We start from the raw sequence: 25,856 nt of genomic DNA, 5'->3' as shown, positions 1-25,856 counted from the left end.
GCAGTCGCGTTGTGTTATTTTGGTTGTCGATCGGTGCTCCAAGCCGAATGGATTCGCGAGTCTTGTGGTGAGTGAAGTTTGCCAAGACATCTGTGCGGCATGGTTGGCAGTGCTGCTACCGGCCATAAGGTTCTTGACTCACTTGGAATCGTGTGTATTTCGCTTGCGGCTCGGAGAGCAGAGCGACAATAAAACGAGTAGCGAAATTTCTTTTCTGAGGTTGACCGATGAAGTTAATGAGCGGTTCGAATTGGGTTGGTTTGGGTTTACTCTCACTTTGCACCACGATCATCTCACCGGACCGAGAGGTGGCCGCAGCACCGCAAATTGTAGCGGATCGCGATCAGGCAAATGCGGACGAACTCTCCGAAGACGAACTTCGCCAGATCAAGACTGCCGAAAGGTTTCTGTTTATATTGAAAAGGAACCCGCGGCGTGGCACCGCGCTGGATCGGGTGTATGGGCATCACATTGAGTTTGGCACCCTCGATAACTTGATCGATTCACTTAAGGTTGAGACCCAACATTCGTCAGATGACGGTGCGGCGTGGATGCTGCTCGGACTCTTTGAATCGCAACGCGGCAACGACGGAGCGGCAGCCGATGCGTTTACGCAAGCTGAATCGTTGCGGCCTGAGGATGCTCTGGCGCCCTACTACCTCGCTCAATCTCAACTGCGAATCGGCCAATCCGTCGAGGCGGTCGCGTCGATGGAGCGTGCGATCGAGTGCCAACCCCCTCGCGCCGACCTCCTCGAAATCTATCAGCAACTCGGCCGGGTCCACCAACGCGCCCAGCGCACCGACGAAGCGATGGAGGTGTGGCAGCGATTGGAATCTCTATTTCCCGATGACCCCCGTGTGCTCGAACAGATCGCCGCGACATTGGCCGATGAGGGACAATCGGCACTGGCCCTGCCCCGCTACGAAAAACTGGCCACGCTCGTCAATGACGACTACCGCCGAGTGGTTTACGAAGTCGCCGCCGCGGAGTTGCGAATTCAATCAGGTTCACGTGATGCCGGAATCGCAGAACTCGAAAAAGTGATGTCGGATTTGAATCCGGACAGTTGGCTGTACCGGGATGTGCGCCGCCGCATTGACGATGTGTTTTTGCGATCGGGTGACCAAGACAGCTTGGTCAAGTACTACGAGCGTTGGCTAGAAACGCATCCCGACGACATTGATGGCATGTCGCGACTCGCTCGCTTCCTGGCCTCGTCGGCAAGGATGCCAGAGGCGATGCAGTGGATGGAGAAAGCCCTCAAGCTAGCCCCTTCGCGCACGGACTTACGAAAATCATTCATCGACCAATTGGTCAACGACCGTCGTTTTGACGAAGCCATTTCCCAATACAAAATCCTGGTGGAATCGGCACCCGGGAACCCGGACTACCTGCGTGATTGGGGCAAGTTGGTGCTTCGGAACAAGGAGATGCCACAAGCCGAGCGGCAGCAGGAGGCCGAGCGCATTTGGAACCGCATGCTGATCGGTCATGACGAGGATGCTGTCGTGGTATCGCAGGTTGCTGACCTGTATCGCCAAAATAATTTATTGCCTCAAGCCGAAGAGCTCTATCGGCGTGCGATTAAACGGTCACCCGCCGATCCTCAGTACCGCGAATACTTGGGCGAGTTCCTCTACATCCAAAAACGCCCCGAGGAAGCACTCGCCGTTTGGGCGGGTATCGCCGCAGGCGAGCGGGCGACGGCGGTGAACTTGACGCGGCTGGCGGAAGTCTACAACAGCTTTGGGTTCCCGGAAAAGGCAATCACGGAAATCGCGGCGGCGGTGACACTCGACCCCAAGAATTTCAATCTTCAGATTCGTGCTGCGGACACCCACAGCCGCGCGGGCAAATTCGACGATGCACTCGCCTATATCGCTCAAGCCAAAAAAATCGCGTCGAGCGATGATGAGCATGAGGCCGTCGTCACCCAGCGGATCGAGGTCTTGCAAACCAGCCAACGGCTGGAAGAGGAATCAGAGCGTTTAGCGGCGGAAGTGAGCGACAACCCAGAGTCGACCACCACGGATTGGTACCGTTTGGCACGCTACTACGAGGCGGCACGGCGTTGGGCGGACGCGACGGCCGCGATCGATACAGCGATCGAGCTCGATCCGAAATCCATCGTCAGCTTGACCGCTGCGGCGCGGATCGCCGAGACATCCGGTGATTATGGCCGCGCCGCTGAGACGAGCCGCAAGCTCGCTGCGATCGATCGGCGTGCACGCGGCGATCACTTGATGAACGTGTCGCGTTTGGAAGCACAGCTCGGTCGCGCCGACGAGGCCCTCGCCGCCGCCAAGGAATTGATTGTGTCGGCACCGGGCAATACCGACCATTACGAGTTCTACGCCCAAATGTGTTTCCGTATGGGCAAGACCGACGATGGTCTCGAAGCACTGCGGAAAGCGGTTCGGATCAACCCCAACGAGCCGCATCTGATCATGGCACTCGCCGCGGCGCTCGCCGAGCAGTTGCGTACCGACGAAGCGATCGAGGTGTACTGGCGTGCGTTCGAAAAATCCGATGAGGTCGAAGACAAAGTCAGTCTGACGATACAGCTCGCCAATCTCTATCAGCAGACCAACCAGTTCGACAAACTCATCGAACGGTTCGAGCGGGACCGGCGTGAGGACGACAAACGGCGGGAAATGACGATTTGTCTCGCTCAGGCCTGGCACACGACGGGCGATTTTGGTGCAGCCCGGCAAGAACTCGAGAGTCTGCTCAGCGAGGATACCCGGGACACCAATCTGCTCAACCAGCTAGCCAAACTCTGCCAGGACGGTGCCGAACTCGATGCGGCGATCGGCTACCAACGCCAACTCGTCGCCCTCGCGCCCGGACACGAAACGGAATTCCCGCTCGCAACGATGCTGATGTCCAACGGTGAGACGGACGAAGCTCGGGACATTTTTGTCAAGCTGACGCGGGGCGAAGAAGATCCCATCCGGCAAATCAAGGCGATCGATTCGTTGCTGCGACAGGGTAACAACGAAGCGGTGATTGATGTGATCGAGCCGCTATTAGCTCAGTCGCGTGACGATTGGGAACTGCTCTACCGCGAAGCCCTCGCATGGGCCAACCTGGAGAAGGCTGGCGAAGCGAAGAACCGTTTTGATCGTATTTTGTCGCTCAGCTTGCCGTTTGACTCAATGGGCAGGTCTGCCGAGGCGCAGTGGCAGCGTGATCAAGCCAAGGCGAAGTCCGACAATCTGCGAGGCGTCACTTCAGTGGCCCCCCAACGTCAGTCTCCCTTAGCGATGCGGTCATCGGCGCTGCAAGTTCGGCAGACCTCGGGATTGGTCGCCGACAATCGGTACTATCCGCCTGGGCAGACGCCCACGATCTGGACGCCCGACGTCTACGGCGTGGCCCGGATGGCGGCGATGGGATGGTTGGTGAAATTCGAACAGGATGCGGAACGTGAGACGGAAGTCGACTCGGCCGAAGCCGACGCGACCTCCGACGAGTCAACGTCACTCGTCGACAATTTTTACGTAGCGGCCGATGCCAACGATGCACCACGCAGCGCGATCTACGACGCACTGTATGCTGCGTCGATTACGGAGGACCACAAGAAGGTTTACGAAATTGCTCGCCGATTGGCCCAAGAGGGCGAGAGCGAGGGACAACGCTTCTTCCTGTCATCGCTGTCGCTACGAGATGCCCAGCCAACGGCGAATCAACAGAACGCCGAAATCATCAAAACGGCACTCTCGGAGGATGATCTACAGTTGGTCCGTGATTGCTACGCGGCCCTCGAGGCAGAAAACAAAAATGTAGATCTCGCGGCGATTTATGGTGGCAACATCGCTTTCGCTAACAATGGGCAAGCCTATGCCTTAGTCGGTGGCAGCTATCAAATGCTGCCGGGCGTGTTCAAAGGAGAGGGAGCGTTCCTGAACACGCTGGTCGAGGAACTACGCCTAGGGGGGCACGACGACGAGGCCGAGAAGTTGCTCGACACGCATTTGCAGCAGGCCGAGACCGCCGGACAACTCACCGAGGCGATGTCCTTGCTCATGAAAGAGGAGCGAGATGAGGAGATCGCTGTCTATTTCGATCGTTGGCAGAAAGAGGCGTTAAAACAGATTGCCGCCGCACCTGTCGAGGCTCCTTCACGCCGTGGCACCCGCTCTGCGAACGCCGGAAGCACCGCGAGTGCAACCGTCCTGCCGGCTGCGACCTACACGATCCAGCGATGGATGGGCAAGCTCGCTGCCGAGGAAGAGAACGCTCGTCTCCTGACGATCTTAGACGCGGTACTCGACGTTTCCGTTGCCGAAGCGAAACATCGCCAGCTAGTCGATGCGCTCAACACAAGAAAGCGTCAGGCGTTGAGCGGCAATGCGTCGAGCGGGCGGACGCAAATTGTCTATGGCGAGGAAACGACGTATACCAACATCACCTTCCCTCCGACGAGTCTGTATCTCGATCAGCCCACGCTAACGCTGCTCCGGCAAGTCCACGAGAATCTCGTCAAAAACGATGTCGCGAGCGATCTCGTGGATAAATTGCAGTCGCGGGTGAACGACGTCAAGGAATCGGAATCAGTGGAAGCGTTGTGTGATCAACTTTACTTAGCCGCAGCCTTGTGGTGGGCAGACGACCAGGACGCAGCGATCGAGTCGATGGCCAAGGTCACCGACCAGTTGCCTGAAGATCTCTCGATGCGGTTCGACATGGCGGCGATGTACGAGCAACGCAGCGATTTCGAGGACGCCTTGACGCTGGTGGAATCGATCCATCCTCGCGACCAACAGGTCCTGCAGCGCAAAGAGATCGCGGTGCTGCAATTGGCCGAACGGATCGGCGATATCGATCGCGCTCGCACCGCGGCCGAGCGTTTGTTTGGACTGCGGTTGAATCCCCAACTTCAATTAAGCCTCGTCGAACGGATGCGGCGACTCGGACTGAATGAAATGGCCGATGCGGTCATCTCACGAATCGAACGGACCAGCAGCAATCAAACCTCGTCGATGGCATCGCTGATGATGCTCTACCAGGGGCAAGGAAAAACAGACAAGGCGAACCAGGTCGCTCACATCCTGCTCCGCCGCACCAGTTCGCCCATGTCAATTAACTCACGATCCTCGCAAAGTCCATCGCGATACCGGAGTAGCGAGAGCGGGGTACGCACGCAAGCGATCAATGTGTTGCAGCGTTCGGGAGCGTTGAAGGAGCTCATCACGCAATTGGAGGAACAGTACAATCGATCGCCTGACTCGGACAAGCTGGTCGAACAACTGATCGAGTTCTACACCGTCACCGGTCAGAAAGAGGCGGCCTTGGTGCTGCTCCAGGCGGCTGTCAAGCGACGCCCCGATTCACCGATGTTGCATCTGCAGCTGGCCAAACAATGGGAATTGGCCGGCAAACAAAGCGAAGCCTGCGATGAGTATTTGGCAGTGCTCCGCTTGCAGCCCAACTGGGTCACGTCCGAGCTGTACCAAATCGAACGGGTGTTCACCCAAGCAAAACGCCGCGTTGACCTGGTCAAAGCACTCACCAACATTGACCTGAAACAGGTCACCCAGCCGTATTACATTTCTCAAGCGGCGACATCGATGCTGCGAGAGGGCGAGAATGTCGATGTTGCCATGGCACTGTTGGAACAAGCGTTCGATGCGTTGCCCCAATATCGCCGCTACTTGGTCCAGAATTTTGGGGACCCGAAACTGCTCGAAAATCCACGCGTCTACGCCTTCGCCAAAAAGATGGCTGTGCCGACCCCCATGGACATCAAAGCCAATCGTTGGACGGGGATGGATTCCATCTATTCGTACTCCGGCAACGGTACCGTCAGTACACACTTTGGCCAACTTTTGAACGGCGTGAAGTCGACCGACAAAATCAAGGATTTGGAAGAGACAATCCGAACTGCGGCGGACGCGCACCCCGAATGGCTCGGCGGTCAAGCCATGCTCGCATTCATTGAACTGGCGACGGAGCACTCCGAAGCGGGACGCGACCGCTTGAAGTCCATTGTTGATGATCAAGACGTGATGAAGACGATCCCGGCGGAAACATGTTGGATCATTGGCCAAGCACTCGATCAAGACGAGAAGACTCAGGCTCTCGCGTTGACACTGTTCGAAAAAGCAGTGAAGAACCCGTCTCAGAATCGCACGAGCCAACTGCAATATTCACCCGTCGCAAAACTGATCACGGCTTATGATGCGGCCGGGCGTAAGGACGAGGCTCGAGACCTATTGCTCAATCAACTCAGTGGTGGCGACGCCAATCAGTACGACCAGTCTTATGCATCCTACCAACGCCTCGAAAACATGCAGTGGGTTGGTGAGCGGTTGCTGGAGATGGATTTCCCCGTCGATGCGATTCGGCTGTATCGTGAGACACTTGACGATACGGACGGCATGAAGGCCGCTGCCCAGTTCACCAGCCGTGGTGATCAATTCAAGCAGCAGGCTGAGTCGGGCATCAAAAAGGCTCTCGCCGCGATGAAGCCGGAAAAAGCGGACAAGATGATCTCTCAGCTGTTAAAAATGCCTGAGGAAGTCAAACCGAATGCTTCCGTGGTTGACTTAATGGTTGGAATCTCAGCGGCGGACGCTGCCACGATTAATCCGATGAACAGCGCCTATGTGGCGTTGCTGAATCAATTGTCACAGGACCCACAGACGGAAAACGCGATTGCAAGCCGCTTCGATGCGATGGCCAATCAATATCCCCAGGATGTCTCGATTGCAATTGCGGAAGCCGATTGGAAGTTGCAGTCAGACCGAGATGATGCCGAGGCGGCCGTTGAGCGACTGAACTCGATCGTGCAGACGCATCCGCTCGAACCGATCGCGGAAGGCCGTCGTCCCAATTCCCGGCAGCGCCGCGAGGCGGCTGCGTTGGTGCCGATCTGGCTCGTTGCGAGGCAGTGCCTGGGACGGGATGATCTGGCCGACGTTGGGAATTCGCTGGCCGAGGTCGCTCTGGCCGCCGCCGACCGTCAGGTTTCCTTCAAAGAGCAGGCCGCAGTCCTGTTCGAATGGGGACAGCGTCTGGTCGACAAGGGCGATACCGAGGGTGGACGCCAGCGTTGGACTCAGTTGCTCAACGCAGTGACCATTCGTCCGGCGCACTCAAAGAATGCTGGCGAGAAGGCGTCTGATCCCGCAAAAGCGTTCGTTCCGCCATTGACAGTGTCCCAGTTCCGCGTCGCCAGCTTGGTAGGCAGATTCGCCGCACGGCACGGCATGCCGCAACTCTCTCGCAGGGCGGTCAAAGAGTCACTGCGCGGCGGCTTCCCCGTCGCGGATGTTTCCAACGACAGTTTGAGCACCACGCAATCGGCAAGCGTCGCCCGTGTGCTCAGCACTAACAGCGAGCCCACTGCCGATCCGATGGAAACAGAGGTTGTGAAATCGCTCAAAGAGATTGTTGGTCTGTGGTCCGGCGAGGACTATCCGCCGACGGAAACCTTCGACGTCTTGGCCGCGATGGTGTTGCCCGAAAATCGGGCAACCGAGATCATGATGTACGTTAACGCGGATGTTTTTGACGCCCAGGCAGGCAGCTTGGCTGAGCCCTTGGTGGCCAGTGCCTCCGCATCGAATCGGTTGGACGAGCTCGCGCGTCAATTGGACAAGCGGGCAGGCAATCCAGCGACGCGGGTTTCGATTCCTGCGATCAAAACGCTGATCGCTATCGAGCAAGGGGAAACCGAGGCGGCCAAGGAACCGCTCGCTGCGCTCGCGGCAATGTCGGCCGCAGGATTGCCGACCGCAAACGCTGAGACCGCTTTCTTGGCGGCGCTGCGAGCGTTTGATCACGACGAACTCAAGGCGGCAGCATTCCCGATTCTTCGCCGGTCACTCCAGGACGAATTGCAGGGGGTTTCCGCTAACAACAACTCGGAATTGAACCTGTCCGCAGCGCTACCGAAGCTCGTCAACGAGTACCTTGCCTCGACGGGCGATTCCAAGTCGGTCAAGGAATATATCGAGACACTCCTATCCAGCCGGCAGAGTTATTACAGCCGATACAGCGGCGACTACGGTCTCAACCAACAATGGCGAGACTTGGCCGAGATCGCTAGCCAGACCGCGACGTTAAATCTGCCAGACCTGACGCTCGATCTCATCGGCCGGGCGATGGATTTTGATGTTGAGAACTACTCCCGACCGGACCTGACCATGCCGCTCTCCGCCGTTGCGCAATCACTGCAAACGGCCACTGCTCAAGAACGCTACCAAGCATGGAAGGACTGGACAATGCCAGCAGAGGGGCGTCAAACGATTCGGTTCTTAACTGAACTGGTCCGGCAACGCTATGTCCCCACCGTGTTTCGCATGGACGACAAATCCAACGCCGACCAGGCATCGCCACGATTACTTAGCAATTTCACAGAGCTCGTCGGCGCAGCAGCGGCGGCGAACCAGCTCGATGAATTGCGTGGCGAAGTCGAATCGCTGGTGGAAGCCGAAACAGCTGACGCCGAAGCATTGCTCGGGCTGATCGCGGTTGCGATGGGTGACAACGACGTTGCCCTGGCGACTTACCATTCACTGGCGAGTTCGATGAAAGAGCGCAGCAAGCCTGTGAATCCACGGCGGGGAAATCCGTCTCTCTTTGGTGACTACCTTTTACTCCAGGCGTGTTTGAACTCGGAATCAATTTCGCCAGTGTTTGATGACCAGTACCGACCATTGCGTGCACGTTTGATTGACTGCGGCCAGAATACGTTGATGAAGCTTTTCGTCCGCGATTGGAACCAGCGTGACTCTTCACCGGCACCGCTATCGGCGGGTTACCCTCGTCTGAAATATTGGATTCCGACCACAGACGAACGAGACCTCGGTGGTGCAACCCCATGGTGGTCGGCGTATGAAAACCAACTGGTTCACTTTTGGGGCCCTGCACATGACCGGTTGTATTTGCGTTTTCCCTTGACGGGTGATTTCACGGTTTCGATCGATCGCTTCGATGACCATTGGGCGGAATCGAGTGTTGGAATCAACGGTATCAATATCAATTCTGAGAATGGTCGGACGCTGATTGAATCAATCACCCATCACGAGTCGATCACCCGCAAGGATTCGTTCAACCGCGTCAGACCCATGTTTGGCACTGCCGCACTTGATCAACGCGATTCAATACTGACCTATTCGATCAACGGACAGGCGGTCTATGAGGAGCCAACCGTCATGACCAGCCCCTGGTTAACGTTGTCTACCTGGGAAGTGCGTTTGGCGGCCATGCGTCAAGTACGCATAGACGGCAACCCTATCATCCCGCGTGAAGTCCCACTGATCGGCAGGGACCGGTTGGACGGTTGGGATTGTTCCGTATTTGGGGAGTCGCAGCCTCGGCATCGCTTGATGGCCGAAACCGTGGAAGAGGAAAATTCTGCCATGGCGTACTATCAGAAACAGGAGCCCAGTGAATTTGACTGGGACGCGGTTGACGGGGTGCTCAAGGGACGAGCGATTTCGCGTCCCGGTGGGATACCACAACAGAGCTGGATTCAGTACGCTCGGCCATTGGTCGAAGGCGATCAAGTCGCGTACGAATTCTTCTACGTGCCTGGGCAATCGGTCGCTCATCCAACGATCGGCGGTTTGGCGATGATGTTGCAGGGCGATGGTGTCACGAGTCACTGGGTAACCGTTCCCTCCTGGGATGGCCCCACGCCGATCGCCGCAGATAATTCGGTCGTCGAGTCAGAATTCCGCCGCGGCCCGAAGGCGTTGCCGCTCAAGTCCAACGAGTGGAATCATGTCAGGCTCAAGCTGTCAGACGGTGCCGCCTCCGTATCGGTCAATGGTGAATGGGTGTTCGAACGCCCCATCGAGCCGCAATCATCAACCCGCTTTGGCATCTTCCGCTACAAGAATCAAGCGACCCAGGTTCGCAAGATGATGCTCAGCGGCGATTGGCCCGAGCGGTGGAGCGAAGAGTTAGCGGCCCATATCACCGAGCTCGACAAACCACTCTCTGATGCCCAACGGCGTGAAATCGGTACGATTGTTGACGACAGCTCGATCGCGCTGCTCGCGGGCGAGGTAGTGGAATCGGCACGGGATCTAAATCCCGAAGATGCGTACCAAATGCTGAAGTCATGGGTATTGCCAACCCCGGATCATGCCAACACACGAATGTACTTTTCGATTGGCGAACCTCGCGACGACACAACGCTCGCCAACGTGCTGTGCCCCGCTGTGGAGCTTGTCCGCGTTGCCGATGAGCTCGGCAAACTCGATGAGTTATCGACAGTCCTCGCGGGCCTTCCCGGCGAGGATGCTTCGGGTCTCGATACGCACAACCGACTCGCCCTGGGCGGATTAATTGTGTTGCGAAAGGGCGCCGAAGACGGTGTGCGATTGGCATTGCAGCAGGCATGGCGTCTGCTCCGTGACCACTCGACCGATGAATGGATATCGCGTCAGCGAGCGGCCGAGTATGTCCTCGCCTGGCAAGCAGCTCATGAGCAAAAGTATCGGACTGCTGCTCTGGATATCGTGCGAGAGATGCGTTTTGCCGAACGAGATGGCGAGCGGAAGTCCGGCGATGATTCCTTTTCACGCTATGTCCATGCCTTGTACGGCGATATCGAACGTCTGCAACAGTACTCTGCGCCGGAACAAGAGTCACTCGCCAGCGAGGGCATCACTCAGTGGCAATCCACATCGTACATGGGTCCCGTTGACCGCTGGAAAGGCTATCGCCCTTCGACGTGGTTGGGTGCGAAAGGTTCGCTGCAACATTTCCCCTCCGAAATATGGACTCAGTTGTTCTTTCAGTCACCACTGCGAGGTAAGTTCACTGTCGAAGCCGAACACTCCAACTTCGGTCATGAGGAGGTCAGCATTTCATACGGTGAACATGCCGCTCAACCGTCCTATGATCTCCATGGCGTGAAGGTTTACACAGTCATGCACGGCTCAAAGACGGTTGGTGACGATGTGGAGTTGCCGCACTGGGATCATCGCACGAAGACCCGATTTGAAGTTGATGGCAACAAGATTACGACGTTCAGCAACGGCGTGAAGATTCATGAGGAACACTTTGATTCGCCTGCCAATCCATGGCTGATGTTGCAGGCCAACTGGCCGTCCGACTACGCAACGATGAGCGATCTGCGGATCACAGGTACTCCCGTGATCCCTGACGAGATTGACTTGATCGACGTCCATAAACTGTCTGGATGGCGTGCCGACATCTATGGCGGATGGCATTCCACGGACCGCAACTCGAACGCACCATGGATTCGCGATGGTGATGAAATCGTTGGCGATCGCGTGCTCAATACTCAAGCCACCGATGTGGAGAGTCTGATCCAATACCAACGTCCCATGTTCGAAGATGGGGTGATTGAATTGGAGTGCTGGTATGAACCGGGCGTCTTTGAAGTCCATCCGGCACTCGGACGAGAGGCCTTCTTCATCTCGCCTGATGGGATTCGCCGTCATCGTCTGACCGAAGGCCAATACGAAACGAGTGGCCTGGCACCGGACAATGCGTCGGAGATTGACGGGGCGGCCACATCCGTACCGCTACGCGAGAATGACTGGAACCAAGTACGATTGCAGCTCGCAGGGGATCGATTGACGATCACAGTCAACGATGTCGAAATTGCGGGCATTGACGTGGCGTCGCCGAGTTCCGAGCGACATTTTGGATTGTTTCGCTACGTGAATCAGACCAAGTGCCGCGTCCGAAACGTGGTCTATCGTGGCGATTGGCCGAAGACATTCCCAACGGTCGAAGATCAAGATCTCGCCGCACCTGAAGGCGGAGCATTCGCACTCGATGGAAACGCCCAAGTTTCAGAAACACTCGCTGAGATGAAGTCGGCAGGTTTCCAGATCCTGGGTCCGGCCGACCGCACGACCGAGTCCAACGATGGCGTTCGGATGACGCTGCATGATAGCGAGGGATATTCATCGCTTCCGGGTGTGATCCGGCGAAAAGTCGTCGAAGGAGATTTTCAGATCACGGCGGATTATGCGGACTTGAAGATGACGCCGGTGAAAGAAGGTTGGGGGATTGCGACAGGACTTCGGATTCAGATGAATGATCCTGAAAACTCGGTCTTCGAGCTGCAGCTATCGTTGGACAAAGAAAACCGCCCCACCTGTCGCACGCGCATGTCCCACAACTTCCCCAACCCGCAAGAAAAATATTACGGCGGTTTTGCGGTTCACGAAGCGATGCCATCGGGCCGGTTGCGAATGATTCGCCGCGATGGGCAGATACATTGCTTGATCGCAGATCCAAATTCGGAAGATTTCCGATGGTTGGCGGCGTTTCCGGTCGGTTCTGCGGCAATTCGAACGGTCGAATTTGGCTGTAAATGCTCCGACAGCGCGTGTACCGCCGAACTCACTCTGCAAAAACTGAGTCTGATCGAAGAAAAATAGTGAGAGATTTCCCTCCCCCACCTAGGGCACCAACGGATATACTCCAAGGTAACCGGACGGTTCCGCCCGTCCGAGCTGAAGGATTTTGACCCCAATCACCTGTCACTGCGTGCGAGCCGGCGATCCCATTTTGTCACCGCCCCACACGTTCCGGATCGGTGGTTCCACGGATTAGGGAAGCATCACCTAACAACCATCCTCCCACTTCTCTCCCTCCGGAGCGAGGGCGAGCGGGGAGACTTGCGAGATTCTTCCCCCACACCAGCAACCTCCTCCCCGGGACTCCTGCTCATGACTCGATTGCAACAACAGATCGAAACCGTCCGTCGCCGCCAACAGCGACAGTGGCAGTGGCGTTGCGTCAGCGCAGGACTACTGATCAGCGGCACGGTTGCCTGTCTCATCGGCGTGGCGGGATTATTTTCAGCCGAGGGGATCGCACGGACTTGGATCGCAGCAGCGGTCCTCGCCGGTCCGATCGTCGGGCTGATCTACGCCTCGATTTCCTCGCGTTCGACCCGGCATGCCGCCGCAGCAATTGACCGTGTCGGTGGATTAAAAGACCGCACCCAGACGGCGCTGCAGTTTGATGGTGCGTCCAAGAGTGAATCCACTTCGGCCCTGCATCGGCTGCAACTCGCCGATGCGGATGAACACGTCTCGCGGATGAACGTGGACCAAGTCGCACCGATCGCTCATCCTTCGTCTTGGCCACTTGCGATCGCCATCAGTGTCGCGGCAGTCGTGTTGGCCGTCTTTGCTGGCCCCAAAACAAAATTGACCGCGGCGGAAGTCCGGAACGACGTCGTCAGCCAACAGGCCCTACGAGTCGAAAACGACCTGGAGGATCTCAAGGAACTGCAAGAAAAGTCCGATGACCCCGAGTTGAAAGAATTAGTTCAGGATCTCGAAGCTCTGATTGAACAACTGAAAGAACCCGGTCTGGATCCGAAGGAGGCACTCGCAACATTGTCGGAGATGGAAGCTTCGCTACAGGAAATGCAGCAGCAGTTGGACGACCCGCAAGCCGCCGCGGAACTGCAAGAAGTCGGCAGTGCGTTGGCGTTGTCCCAGGCGATGGCGAAAGCCGGACAATCGCTCGCCAAGGGTGACATGGAAAAGGCCGCCGAAGAGCTAGAGAAACTGGACATGCCTGAACTCGATCACAAAACCGAGAAAGCGATCACTGAAAAACTTGACAAGCTGCAGCAAGCATCGGGGGACGGAAATCAAAAGAAGTCGGTCGCCGAAGCTGCCAGCAAGATCAGCCAGGGGCTGGGCGAAGGCAAACGCGGCACGTTCAGTGACGGAATGAAGAGTCTCGCTAGTGAGGCACGCAAACAATCACGTCGCAAGTTGCTCTCTGACATACTCAAGAAGCAGTGCAAGTGCTTGAGCGAGTGTAAGTCCGAATGCGAGAGCGAATGTCGTAGCCGGAGCGAATCCAACAAAAAAGGTGGCACCAAAGCGGGCAGTGCCAAGAGCAGCAATGAGCCTGGACTCAAGACCGCTCAACTGAAAACCAACCCGCAAATGAACTTGAAGGGTCAGGAATCCTCGCAGGGCGACGTCGATGTCGAGACCGAATCGAGTGACCCGAATCAGCAACAATCCGTACGGGCCTACCGCGAGAAGGCTCAAGAGTATGAAGCCCTGAGCGAATCGGTACTGGATTCCGAATCAATCCCTCTCGGCCACCGCCAAACGATTCGAAAGTACTTCGAGATGATCCGCCCCAGCGGGGCGGAGATCGATGCGGTGAACGAAAGCATGCGGTAAAAGATGCAACGTCGAGGGTCCCTCGGAACTTGCGTCTGCCGCTGGAACGAATGAAATTGTGTTCGAACGCTCCGCGGTCGATCATTCCGACCGCGGAGCGTTCGGCCACTTATCTTCCGCTCGTTCCTAACTGGCGGACTGGCCCGCTGCGGCACCGATTCCACTCATGTCGGCTGCCTCGCCCCCCCAGGGAGCCGCCGTCTCTCCGTCGAACGAACCTTGAGAAAAATCGGAGACACCTCGCCATCAGTTTTATTTGCGTAGCCAGATTCCCCCACCACAAAAATGGCGCGACACGGGAATCAAACTGGGAGGGTAGTTTCACTTGGGACGGCGAATTCGTTACGCTTTAGGGCGTCTCCCCACCCTTCGCTTCCTCGCTATCGACTTGCATGATGTCTCAACCCGCAGATGCTGCCGTTTCGAACGATTCCATCCGTCCAATTCGTAAATTATTGGCCGCCAACCGTAGCGAAATCGCGACGCGAGTATTTCGCTCGGCAACGGAACTCGGCATTCGCACCGTAGCGATTTATTCCCACGAGGACCGCTACGCGCTGCACCGTTTCAAAGCCGACGAAGCGTACCAAATCGGTCAACCGGGTGAGCCGATTCGTTCGTATTTGAATATCGACGCGATCGTCGACATCTGCAAAAAACACGACGTTGACGCCGTCCACCCCGGCTACGGGTTCCTGTCGGAAAATCCTGACTTCGCCCAAGCACTCGAAGATGCGGGGATTCTTTTCGTCGGCCCCAGCGTGCGTTCACTCAGGGATCTCGGTGACAAAACCAGCGCCCGGCAATTGGCTGAGGTTGCTGGAGTGCCCGTACTCAGCGGAACGGCCGCTGCGGTCGCGTCATTCGAGGATGCTGAGAGTGCCGCGAATAAACTCGGTTATCCGATCATTCTCAAAGCCTCCAAAGGCGGCGGCGGTCGCGGCATGCGAGTCGTCCAAAAACCGGAAGAACTCGCCTCAGCACTCGAGGCGGCACAGCGGGAAGCCAAGACGGCCTTTGGCAGCGACGAAGTGTTTTTGGAAAAGTTTGTCCAGCGCGCACGCCACCTCGAAGTCCAATTGCTGGGCGATCGTCACGGCAACCTCGTCCATCTCTGGGAACGCGACTGCAGCGTCCAACGCCGCCACCAAAAGGTGGTCGAACTCGCACCGGCACCGAACCTGTCACCGCAAATGCGATTGGATCTTTGCGAAGCCGCACTGAAAATCGGCCGCGTCGTCGGCGGGGGCAATGGCTATGAGAATGCCGGCACGGTCGAATTCTTGCTCGATGTGGACGAGAACAAATTTTACTTCATCGAAGTCAATCCACGGATCCAGGTCGAGCATACCGTCACCGAGGAAGTCACTGGAATTGACATTGTCAGCAGCCAGATTCTGATCGCACAAGGAAATCCGCTCGGTAGCGAGCAGGTTGGACTCGGCTCGCAAGACGCCATCCACACCAACGGCTTTGCGATGCAGTGCCGCGTCACGACGGAGGACCCGGCAGCGGATTTCCGGCCTGACTATGGGCGGATCAGTCACTACCGGTCGGCCGCGGGACTGGGGATCCGGCTCGATGCAGGGAGTGCCTACAGTGGCGCCGTCGTCAACCCATTTTATGATTCCATGTTGGTGAAGGTTACCGCCCGCGCCCCGACACTTGCCGCCGCCGCCTCGCGGATGGATCGTGTGCTTCAGGAGTTCCGGATTCGCGGCGTCAAAACCAACATCCCGTTCCTGCTCAAACTGGTGAATCATCCCACGTTCCTGGCCGGAGAAGCGACCACGCGGTTGATCGACACCACGCCGGAACTATTCCGCTTGCCACGCCGCCGCGACCGAGCGACCAAACTGCTGACGTTCCTGGCCGAAACGATCGTCAACGGCAACCCGCTCGCCGTGGGACGCCCTGTCGCCCTGCGCACGGAGCCCGCCCCGATTCCGGACTATCCGCAGCGATCCAAACCACCTCGTGGCACGGCTGATATCTTCCGCGAAGAGGGGATTACCGGCTTGACCCGCTGGATCGGCCAGCAGAAGGGACTGTTGATCACCGATACGACGATGCGCGACGCCCATCAATCCCTGCTCGCCACGCGGGTGCGCAGCTACGACATGTTGCAGATTGCCCCGGCCTATGCGCATCTCGCCCCCGAGCTGTTCTCGCTTGAAATGTGGGGTGGTGCGACATTCGACACCAGCATGCGATTTCTCAACGAGTCCCCGTGGCAGCGGCTTGCCGATCTTCGCGCCACCGTCCCCAATATTCTCACGCAAATGTTGCTACGAGCCAGCAACGCGGTCGGATACACGAATTATCCCGACAACGTCGTCCGGGCATTCGTGCATGAAGCGGTCCAAGCCGGCATGGATATCTTCCGCGTGTTCGATGCATTGAACTGGGAAGAGAACATGCGTGTCGCGATGGACGCCGTCTTGGCCGAAGGCGGCATTTGCGAGGCATCGATCTGCTACACCGGCGATTTACAGAACCCCGGTCGCACGAAGTACAACCTCAAGTACTACGTGGATCTGGCTAAAAAACTCGAAGCCGGTGGTGCCCACCTGCTCGCGATTAAAGACATGGCTGGCCTGCTCAAGCCCACCGCCGCGGTAACGCTGATGCGGGCCTTGCGTGAAGAAATTGGTATCCCCATCCATCTGCACACGCATGATACCGGGGGCATTCAAGCCTCGACGCTATTGGCCGCCGCGGGGGAAGGATTGCAGATCGCCGATGCAGCATTGGCACCGATGTCCGGTGGCACCAGCCAAGTGAACCTGAACACCCTGGTCGAGGCCCTTCGCTATACCGAACGCGAATCAGCACTCAGTACCCGTGCGCTGACGAACCTGGCGACGTACTGGCAAGCCGCTCGCGAGTTCTATCGCCCCTTCGAAAGTGACGTGTTGCCGGCAACCGGCGACTTGTACGACCACGAAATGCCCGGTGGGCAGTACACCAACCTGTTCCAACAAGCCCGCGCCCTGGGGCTGGCTGACCGCTGGTCAGGCGTGTGCCAAGCCTACGCGGACGTCAATCGACTCTTCGGCGACATCGTCAAAGTCACCCCCACCAGCAAAGCGGTCGGCGACATGGCGTTGTTCTTGGTCGCTAACAAGATGTCGGCCGACGAAGTCCTGACGTCCAACAAACAGCACGCATACCCCGCCAGCGTTCTCGATCTGATCGGCGGCCGCATGGGCCAACCGCCCGGCGGTTTCCCCGCGGATGTTACCAAAGTCATTCTGGCCGGAGCCGAACCGCTCAAAGAACGCCCCGGTGCCACCATGCCTGCCGCTGATATGGACGCCGCCCGCGCCACCGCAGCGGAGATGACCAAGGAGAAACCGAGCGACCGAGACGCGGTCACGTACCTGCTCTATCCCAAGGTGTTCAAGGAGTTCGCCGCACACCGCGAGAAATACGGTGACGTGGGAACATTGCCCACACCCAACTTTTTGTACGGCCAAGAACCGGGCGATGAAATCGCCGTCGATATCGAGCCCGGCAAACGCTTGATCGTCAAATTCCTCGCCGTCGGCCAGCCCCATCCCGATGGCAGTCGCACGGTGTTCTTCGAACTCAACGGCCAACCCAGAGAAGTCGCCGTGATCGATCGATCGCTCGACGTCCAGGTCAAAGCGGCCATCCAAGCCGACGCCGACGATCCGACACACATCCCTGCCTCGATGCCCGGAATGGTAATCACCGTCGCAGTGGCTGTCGGTGATAAAGTCAAAGCGGGCCAAAAACTGTTCGTGCTCGAAGCCATGAAGATGGAAACGACGATCAACGCGTCAATCGACGGGACCGTGGAAACGATCCACACCCCCGCCGGGACGCAGGTCGAAGCAGGCAACCTGCTCGCGATCGTCAAATAGAAGAGACCCACGGACTCTTAAAGAGCCGACGAGCGACGGTGCCACGCCCCAAGGGCGTGAATCCCTCGCTTCGGCAGTCTCGGAGCGGCAACAGTAGCATGCCTGGGGCATGAGCCCCAGGCTAAAAGTGGTACCGAACCCTCCAGCCGCGGAGGGGCGAAAACACCCTATTCGGTACAATCCCACCCCGTGAAACGGAGAAATTTCGAGAATTTTGGATCTGCGTGCTGACACCTCTTGCACGACTCAGCAGCATCGATATACTTCCACCCACACGAGCGAACGAGTCACAAAAGACACTTTCGCTCACCGCCTTTTTTCAAGGCGAATGTCTTCAAATGAAGGCGCGGTAGCTCAATTGGTTAGAGCCCCGGACTGTCGATCCGGAGGTTGCGGGTTCGAGTCCCGTCCGCGTCGCTTCCTAAACCCTGCCGTAACTTTTTGTTACGGCAGGGTTTTTTCATGCTCGTGGGTGGTAAACATCACTCAGAATAGCACTTTTTCGTACCGTTTGCACCCGTTAACTACCCATTTGGTACCCGCCTGCATCCGCTTAGGACTCAAAGGGTATCTATTCCAATTGGGTAGGTGTGCTTGCTTCTTGGGCAGTGTAACTCGCCGGTTCCACCGTAAAGGTATCCGAGTCGACGCAACTTCTCGCTTCGTTCCGACAGGATGTCGAAAGGGCGGGAGAACAATTTCGAAAACGTGATCGGCAGATGCCGGGATTGTCGATTCAGCATCCGAGAGATTTGCCGCGTAGGAGCCTTGCTTCGCGAGAGTATCGAATTGTCGTCCTGGGTGTGGAAGTCTATTCAAATGTCGTGTCTTCCGATTTTCCGATTGCTGGACAACACCACCCACAAGCTGTTCGCCGCCAACTAGAACAGATCTACCACGAAATCGTGCGGGTTAACGCGAATCACCAGGAAGTTTGGTTTGCCCTCCATCCGCCAAGTGTTCCTGAGTACGATCCCATTACTGGAGCGAGAGTCTGCCGAAACTAGCCATCCCTCGTCACCCGAGAACCGCCAATTGACGAATGCGGAAATCAGCAAAATCCCTTTCTTTGTGGCGAAAATGCCCTGGTCACGCTTCCAGCGTGCGTGGATACCGCAGTAATCGCTGGCTTTTTGGCCGTTTTCCGTGATACAATGAAGGCATGAAGTACGAAATTGATCTTCCTGCCGATATCCAGCATTGCCTTACCGCTCGTGCTAACGAGACCGGTCAAGACGTTGTGCATTTGATCCAACTAGCCGTGACCCGGTTTGTTGCCGAGGAAGTCGGGGCGAACGGAGATGATTCTCAGTGGACGCAGGCCAAAGACGATCGACGCTGTGAGTTGATTGATCGCGAAATTGCTGGCACCATCAGTGTGCCTGAACGTACCGAGCTTGCGGGCCTGCAAAGGATGGCAGAGCAGCACTTCGATGAAATAGCATCACCACCAATGGAAGAAGCTCTTAAGCTACACAAGCGGCTACTCTCTCAACCGGATGCGTAGTGTGCCGCCGCTTGCGTTCACATACCCCGGCGGACCGCTAGTTCGTCGTCACGGGCCGAGTGGCTACTCGGATGTCCAATCGTTCCGGCCGTGGTTGCGTGACGAGTTTTCGTTTCGCTGTGTGTACTGTCTGATCCGAGAACAGTGGGGAAAGCGACTCGGTGAATTTGACCTCGACCATTTCGAGCCGGTGGCTCGTTCGCCAGAGGCGAGCTTGGATTACGGCAATCTTGTCTACTCGTGCCATGCCTGTAATCTCCGCAAAGGAAAACGGCAGGTCCCAGATCCAGCACAGGCTCTTTTGGAATCGGCTGTCCGAGTCCATCTCGATGGACGACTTTCAGGTTTGACCGACGAAGCACGCCGCGTCATTGCGGTGATGGGATTGAATTCGACGAATCTAGTTCGATGGCGGCTCACTTGGATGCGCATCATCGACATTTGCCAAAAGAATGATCCTGAACTCTTCGCTTCATTGATGAGTTACCCAGACGACATTCCAGACTTGTCGGTATTCACGCCGCCAAGCAACACTCGGCCAGAAGGAGTCGAGCGTTCTTATTTTGCAATGCATGCTGGCGGCAATCTATCCGACGGGTTCATCGTTTAGGTTCACAACTCGACGCCAACGTTCAACGTCAACCGGAAGTGGATTCCACATCAAGGCCCCAATTTTGAGAGGTGATCCGCTCGACAACTTCTCGTTGGTGTTTCACCAGTACACCGAAGAATGAAGTGGTGATGTTCCCATTGGGTCGCCATTCTTTCCAGGGCATCAAGGTCTCTCTCTTTGGAGAGACCAAACTTTGAGACCAAATATCGAGATCGCGAATTGAAAGTTGTCGCCGGCTGAGCAACGCAACAATAAACAGCGGACCGACCTGAGATAGTATTAGGTTTTCATCGTAAAAAACGTGTCCCCCCATCGCCTTGTGCATCGACAGGTCTTTGTCGTATAGCAGGAAGCAGTGGATCGAAAATGGTAAAACTTCTGAGCGTTTTCCGAGCAAATGTTCCCTCCAGCATTTGTGTGCGGACTTTACTTCGCTTCGCTTGGGCAACGACTCTATTTTTCCACAGTATTCCAGCGTGCGAAGTGAAATCGAAGTGCAGAAAGTGTGAAACCGTTCGTCGTACTCAGTCGGCGATGGGTTCTGTTCATCAATTTCAGCTAGCATTTCTTTTGCGTACTTTTCTCCCCGTGAAAAGACTTGCTCACAATCACTGCAGTACCAATAACGCTTTAACTGCTTGGGGAAATAGCGATTGGTTTCCAGGTTGATAAACGCGCCTCCTTTTTCTCGATCGGAGACGAAATCGCGGTACCCAAACGATGGCCAGATATGGCTATTGCGAAGCCTGCGATGCTGCTTGCATAGTCGACATACACCACATTGTTCTTTCTCGGAACGCATTTCAGTTTTGTTTATAACTAAGGTGATGTGCTTACTGCACAAAATTGACACACAAAATCTGGTTCTTCTCGGATTTTAGTGGCACGCGATTTCCGGCATCAGATCGAGTTTGCCACAGTAAAATAGAATCCTGAGTCGATAGTTGGCGAAGGAACGAAAGCCTCTTGCAGCTGACTTAATGGACTGAATCTTACTGTTGAATCCTTCGGCTAGCCCGTTGGTGACATGGTGCCGAAAGTAGCTCAGCAGTCCTGGAAGATGGCTCTTAAGCATTCGGGCGACCTTCTTGATTGGCTCCAGGCGACTGCGAATCGACCAGCCGTACCACGAGCGAAAGAACGTATCCGCCGAGTTGGAATCTTCGCTCAACCAGAAATGGCGAAAGTTCTCTTTGATCGCCCAAGCACGACCTGTTTGAAGATCACTCTTCTGAAGGATCTGCATCTCCACCTGACCATCCTCATTGAGATTTTCTTCGTTGTATAGCAGCAACTGACGCAGGCCCGTCAGTCGTTCGTCGCCTTCGGACTTGAGCTCGCGGTGCTCCCTTCGTCGCACCTTGTCGACGGCCTCATTGAGATACTTGCTGACATGGAATTTGTCGTGCACGATCTCCGCGTTGGGAGCATTCTTGTTGGAACTGGTCATGAATGCCTGCCACATGTCCAGGGACACCGATTCAACCCCATTTCGCTGGTTTTCGTTGAGCGTTTGCCAAAGTTCATCCGTAGCCACGATGGTGCGATCCTTGGTTACATCAAGAACTCGCCGATGATCCTGGTCGGTCAATACCGAGACGTAGTCATGACCTTTGCCGAGGCTCTTTTCGTCAATGCCGACGTGCTTGATCTCGATCAATGTCCGTCGATCGATGCCCCGGGCAACGGCTCTTTCAATCAGCCTATGTAACAGTACATCGCACCATACTCCATCACCTTGCGACGATATTCTTCTGGATTGTCGACTCGGAGTTGCAGCCAACGCGTAAGCGTTTGGGAGGCGTTGATCATCAGCGTCTTCATTTCCGTGTCCGTGATTCGACTAAGGCTCGCGTCTTCGAGAAGATCGGAGTGTTTTCCAGCGTGCAAATTCTCCAGGGGACCATTGCGGAAGGCGGATGCTACCAGCGAGTTTGCTTCATCGCGGATGGTGAATCCGTCTGGAAAATCAGGCTTAGTGGGAGGCGGCTTGTTCATAGCAAGACACTATCACGAGGCTCGCGCCGATGGCAATTCAATCGCGATCAGAAGCCAATGAGCAGCGGGAGCAGACGCTCGTTCGCCGCGAGCCACGAAATGTTCGTGAATGCCAGGCCCGTTTACTTGTGTTATCATTAATCTCGGTGTGGCGTGATTGCCACAAAGGTTGATAACAACCCCATTGGTATGGAGCTTTGAAAGAACGGCATGGAGTCCAGTTTCACGATGTCCCACAACGAACAGATGACCGAGATTCACTCGCTTTTACGGCTTTTTCGTGCCTATCGTGATCAGAACGATGCGGCCTTTCGTAAAATCGCTCAGTCGATCATCGATGAACAACTCGCGGGGAACCATCACTCGGTCGCCAAGGAGCTGCGATCCGCGCTCGGATCCGCTTCGTCAAGTATGGGACGCTCTGGATCGATGTCCGTGCTGCCACGCGACCGACGTTCGGGCGAAGAACTACTGACCATTTTCCACGAGCCAGCTAGTACCGAGCACCTGGTTCTCGATAAAGCGACCCAATCACGCATCGATCGTGTGATCGACGAGCGACGGAATGCGAAGAAGCTGGCACGATATGGCTACTCGCCCAAGTCAAAGCTGCTTTTCTGGGGACCGCCGGGATGTGGCAAGACTCTCACTGCCCATCATCTCGCCAATCAATTCAATCTGAAAGTCGGTGTGGTGCGGCTCAGCGCTTTGATCTCTAGTTTCATGGGAGACACGGCGTCTCATGTTCAGCGCGTGTTCGATATCGCCCAGGAGACGCCGATGGTGATCCTGTTTGATGAAATCGACTCGATTGCCAAGAACCGTGACGATGCCAACGATGTTGGCGAACTGAAGCGGATCGTCAACAGTCTGCTGCAGGCCATGGACTCGTTCGCCGCGAAGGAAAGTATTCTCGTCGGTGCCAGCAATCACCAGTATCTGCTCGACCCTGCAATCTGGCGTCGCTTCGATGACGTCATCGTGTTTCCGAAGCCGACACCTGCCCTTCGCAAATCGTTCATTCAGCATCACCTCAATGGCGTTGCCTACCAAGGCGGAATCGAATCGCTGGTCAAGAAGACCTCCGGCATGACCTTTGCCCAGATCGAACACGTCCTGGTGGATGCCATCAAGTCGATGATTCTCGAGGATCAGACGCAGTTGACGGCGGAGCACGTCACGCGTCAGTTGAAATATTTGCAGAAAATGTTTTCTGCAATGAGCCAGGTACAAGCCGGATCGGATGAATAACGAGTTTCCACCCAAATCACTTGCCGAACCGACGTACCAAGACCGACGTCCCGAGAAACCTCGCCGCCAGCCGTTGGCCCCGGAAGTGCTAGCCCGTCGTGGAGAGATCGCTCGCGTACTGGGCGTCAAAGTCGATGGGCTGCACAAGCTACTCAATCGTCTGACCAACGAGCAACGCAAGGCGATCTTCTTCAAGGTCACGCACGACGGTCCAATCAATCTGTCGGGGACCGGTCTCAAGGCACTCGTTGATCGGTCTGAACATGTCACCTTGGTCGTTCCCAAGGAAGACAACCTCGACGCGTTCATTCAAAAGATCAAGCAATTTAAAACGGATGAACCGAAAGGACCAGGGTTCCTGCCCGGCCAAGACTTTGCTCGTATCGAGGACATCGAGCAGGGAGATCCGAAGGACCGGCTAAGCGACGAACTTCTGGCCGAGTACGAATCGATCGTCAAGACGAAGCAGCCGACGTTCATCTGCGAAATCGAATTGCTATCGCTTGCTCAAGGCAAGAACCAGCAATCAGCAGAGATCGCCGAAATGTTGCGGGACCTCAACAACGCGTTTGCGAGCGGCGTCCACGGAACACTCTTCGAGCACGAGCGGAGTGCTGGAGTCTGCCGAGCCGTCATTCGTTGCTCGGGTGCAATGTTCAAACGATTGGTTGAAGAAGACCAATGGCAGCGACGAATCGCGTGGTTCGAGCCAAAACCAAGGTTCGAGACGTTTCACATGACATGGCATAGCTTCCAGTTTGAGAAGCTGGCTGCTATCTCACCACCGTCTGACGATGCAGCAACCGTTTGTATCATTGATTCGGGAATATCACCCGGCAATCCGTTTCTAGAACCGGTGACGAAAACCGATCTCGTCAAATCGTTCTTGAAGCACGATCCCGACGCACCCTACGACGAAAATGGACACGGCTCAGGCGTCGCTTCGTTGGCCTCGTACTACGTGCTGAACTTGGCCGAGGGGGCTGAGAATACAGCGACGGCATGGATCGCCAGTGCTCGGATTCTGGATGCAACCAATCAGATCGAAGATGGCCGCCTCTTCTCAAGAGTTCTCGAAGATGTTGTCAAGCACTTTGCACCGCTGGGCGTACGGATCTTCAACCTGTCCGTTGCCGATCTGGCGAAGAAGTGGAACCAAGACAGCAAGCGAACTCAATCGCGAACGTCGTGGACCGCTAGAACGATTGATCGACTGAGTCGCGAGTATGACGTCGTGTTCGTGACCGCATCCGGCAATATTCACCCCGCGACCATTCTGGATTCGCTGAAATCAGGTGGCGACTACCCTACTTACCTTTGCGATGATGATTCGCGGATTCTGGACCCAGGGCACGCGGCACTCGCTTTGAGCGTCGGTTCCATTGCCAGTGGTACGCTCGTGGCTGGCACGCCCGACACGACGCTTGCACAGCAGTACGAACCCTCGCCGTTCACTCGTTCGGGACCGGGAATTAAGGGTGAGACCAAGCCTGAACTGGTCGACATCGGTGGCAACCTCGTCAGCGACGTCGGGCGAACATCTGTACGCGCAAACCCCGCGTCTAATGTCGTCATGGCAAGCCATAAGCTGACGCCAGCCGCAACGCACAGCTATGGCACCAGCTTTGCCGCCCCCCGCGTCGCCAACAAACTGGCTAGGATTCATCGCGAACTCAATCAACTTGGCCTGGATCACATTACCGCTCCATTGCTGAAGGCGTTTCTGGTCAACTCGGCTAGTTACCGCGGCGACCTGGAACGCGTGGTGGAAGTACTGAATACCGTCGGCAAGAAAAAATGGCTCGATGTGCTTGGCTACGGAATCCCAGATGCATTGCGTGCCACGGAATGTGACGACTACTCGATCGTGTTGTTCCATCAGGGGGCGATCGAGCCGAACAAGGTCGCTTTTTTTGATATACCGATACCGAGCGTCTTGGCAGCATCCACCGACCGGAAGCGACTGACTGTCACCGTGGCTCACTACCCCGAGGTTCAGAGATGGGGACTGGAGAGCTACTTCGGTGCTGATCTAAAGTGGCGAATGTTTCGAGGAAACATCGACCGCAATGCGGTTGTCGACGCAATGTCCGCATCGATTGAAGAAGACGAAGAAGGTGTCCTGGAAGTCGATTTACCCAACGAAGTGATGTTCGAGCATCGAATTACCCGACGCTCACGTGGGACGATCCAACACGATTGGCATGATTGGACACAGCACCGCGACGAATACAGCGACAACCACTACACCCTTGCGATCGCCAGTCACAAGCGTTGGGGGCGTGCCGTTGAGCCGATCCCGTTCGCCGTCGTGGTTCGCATCGAAGACGTTGGCGCAACGATTCCAATTTACACTGAGATCGCAAACCACGGCCAACGCGCACTTTGGGTTAAATAGGCAGCATGCGTCGAGTTGCGCTCGGCCGGTTTTTAGG

General features: G+C 56.2%; 10 protein-coding genes and 1 tRNA gene. 8 read left to right on the top strand and 3 right to left on the bottom strand.

Annotated features, from left to right (window positions below; translation table 11 throughout):
• Positions 1 to 227: 227 nt before the first annotated feature.
• The 6 genes from SH410x_RS17795 (at position 228) to SH410x_RS17770 (ending at position 20,169) form a co-directional block, all read left to right on the top strand.
• Positions 228 to 12,383 (top strand): DUF1583 domain-containing protein, encoded by a 12,156-nt coding sequence (locus SH410x_RS17795; RefSeq protein ID WP_473669462.1) that lies wholly within the window; start codon positions 228 to 230, stop codon positions 12,381 to 12,383.
• 291 nt (positions 12,384 to 12,674) lie between these two features.
• On the top strand, positions 12,675 to 14,162 hold the full coding sequence (locus SH410x_RS17790; protein ID WP_473669460.1) for a hypothetical protein: 1,488 nt from the start codon (positions 12,675 to 12,677) through the stop codon (positions 14,160 to 14,162).
• A 395-nt stretch (positions 14,163 to 14,557) separates the two neighbouring features.
• On the top strand, positions 14,558 to 18,052 hold the full coding sequence (locus SH410x_RS17785; protein ID WP_473669458.1) for a pyruvate carboxylase: 3,495 nt from the start codon (positions 14,558 to 14,560) through the stop codon (positions 18,050 to 18,052).
• 343 nt (positions 18,053 to 18,395) lie between these two features.
• Positions 18,396 to 18,469 (top strand) — tRNA-Asp (locus SH410x_RS17780).
• A gap of 745 nt (positions 18,470 to 19,214) precedes the next feature.
• Positions 19,215 to 19,559 carry a hypothetical protein gene (locus SH410x_RS17775; RefSeq protein WP_473669456.1) on the top strand — a complete coding sequence of 115 codons (345 nt, stop codon included), beginning with the start codon at positions 19,215 to 19,217 and terminating at the stop codon, positions 19,557 to 19,559.
• Position 19,560: 1 nt separating this feature from the next.
• The gene (locus SH410x_RS17770) at positions 19,561 to 20,169 is read left to right on the top strand and encodes an HNH endonuclease (RefSeq protein ID WP_473669454.1); all 609 of its coding nucleotides are present in this window, start codon (positions 19,561 to 19,563) and stop codon (positions 20,167 to 20,169) included.
• 28 nt (positions 20,170 to 20,197) lie between these two features.
• Here the strand turns inward: SH410x_RS17770 and SH410x_RS17765 are convergent, their stop codons facing one another.
• The 3 genes from SH410x_RS17765 to SH410x_RS17755 all read right to left on the bottom strand — a co-directional run bounded on the left by SH410x_RS17765 (position 20,198) and on the right by SH410x_RS17755 (position 22,170).
• Positions 20,198 to 20,974: a hypothetical protein gene (locus SH410x_RS17765; protein ID WP_473669452.1), complete on the bottom strand. Its 777-nt coding sequence runs from the start codon at positions 20,972 to 20,974 to the stop codon at positions 20,198 to 20,200.
• 75 nt (positions 20,975 to 21,049) lie between these two features.
• Entirely contained in the window at positions 21,050 to 21,832 is a 783-nt protein-coding gene (locus SH410x_RS17760; RefSeq protein WP_473669450.1) for an ISL3 family transposase, read from the bottom strand.
• Positions 21,833 to 21,870: 38 nt separating this feature from the next.
• Complete coding sequence (locus SH410x_RS17755; protein ID WP_473669448.1) at positions 21,871 to 22,170, bottom strand: hypothetical protein; 300 nt, start codon at positions 22,168 to 22,170, stop codon at positions 21,871 to 21,873.
• Positions 22,171 to 22,398: 228 nt separating this feature from the next.
• Here SH410x_RS17755 and SH410x_RS17750 point away from each other — a divergent pair, with 228 nt between their 5' ends.
• Entirely contained in the window at positions 22,399 to 23,421 is a 1,023-nt protein-coding gene (locus SH410x_RS17750) for an AAA family ATPase (RefSeq protein WP_473669446.1), read from the top strand.
• Positions 23,414 to 25,819: a S8 family peptidase gene (locus SH410x_RS17745; RefSeq protein ID WP_473669444.1), complete on the top strand. Its 2,406-nt coding sequence runs from the start codon at positions 23,414 to 23,416 to the stop codon at positions 25,817 to 25,819. The genes SH410x_RS17750 and SH410x_RS17745 overlap by 8 nt, the downstream gene beginning before the upstream one ends.
• Positions 25,820 to 25,856 lie beyond the last annotated feature (37 nt).

This window comes from Rhodopirellula sp. SH410 (genome assembly GCF_055811895.1).
This window is presented reverse-complemented; position numbering and strand designations above follow the sequence as displayed.

Coding starts and splice junctions, on each gene's coding strand:
- SH410x_RS17765 (WP_473669452.1), bottom strand. CDS start 20,974: ATGCGTTCCGAGAAAGAACAATGTGGTGTATGTCGACTATGCAAGCAG.
- SH410x_RS17790 (WP_473669460.1), top strand. CDS start 12,675: ATGACTCGATTGCAACAACAGATCGAAACCGTCCGTCGCCGCCAACAG.
- SH410x_RS17775 (WP_473669456.1), top strand. CDS start 19,215: ATGAAGTACGAAATTGATCTTCCTGCCGATATCCAGCATTGCCTTACC.
- SH410x_RS17755 (WP_473669448.1), bottom strand. CDS start 22,170: ATGAACAAGCCGCCTCCCACTAAGCCTGATTTTCCAGACGGATTCACC.
- SH410x_RS17750 (WP_473669446.1), top strand. CDS start 22,399: ATGTCCCACAACGAACAGATGACCGAGATTCACTCGCTTTTACGGCTT.
- SH410x_RS17795 (WP_473669462.1), top strand. CDS start 228: ATGAAGTTAATGAGCGGTTCGAATTGGGTTGGTTTGGGTTTACTCTCA.
- SH410x_RS17785 (WP_473669458.1), top strand. CDS start 14,558: ATGTCTCAACCCGCAGATGCTGCCGTTTCGAACGATTCCATCCGTCCA.
- SH410x_RS17745 (WP_473669444.1), top strand. CDS start 23,414: ATGAATAACGAGTTTCCACCCAAATCACTTGCCGAACCGACGTACCAA.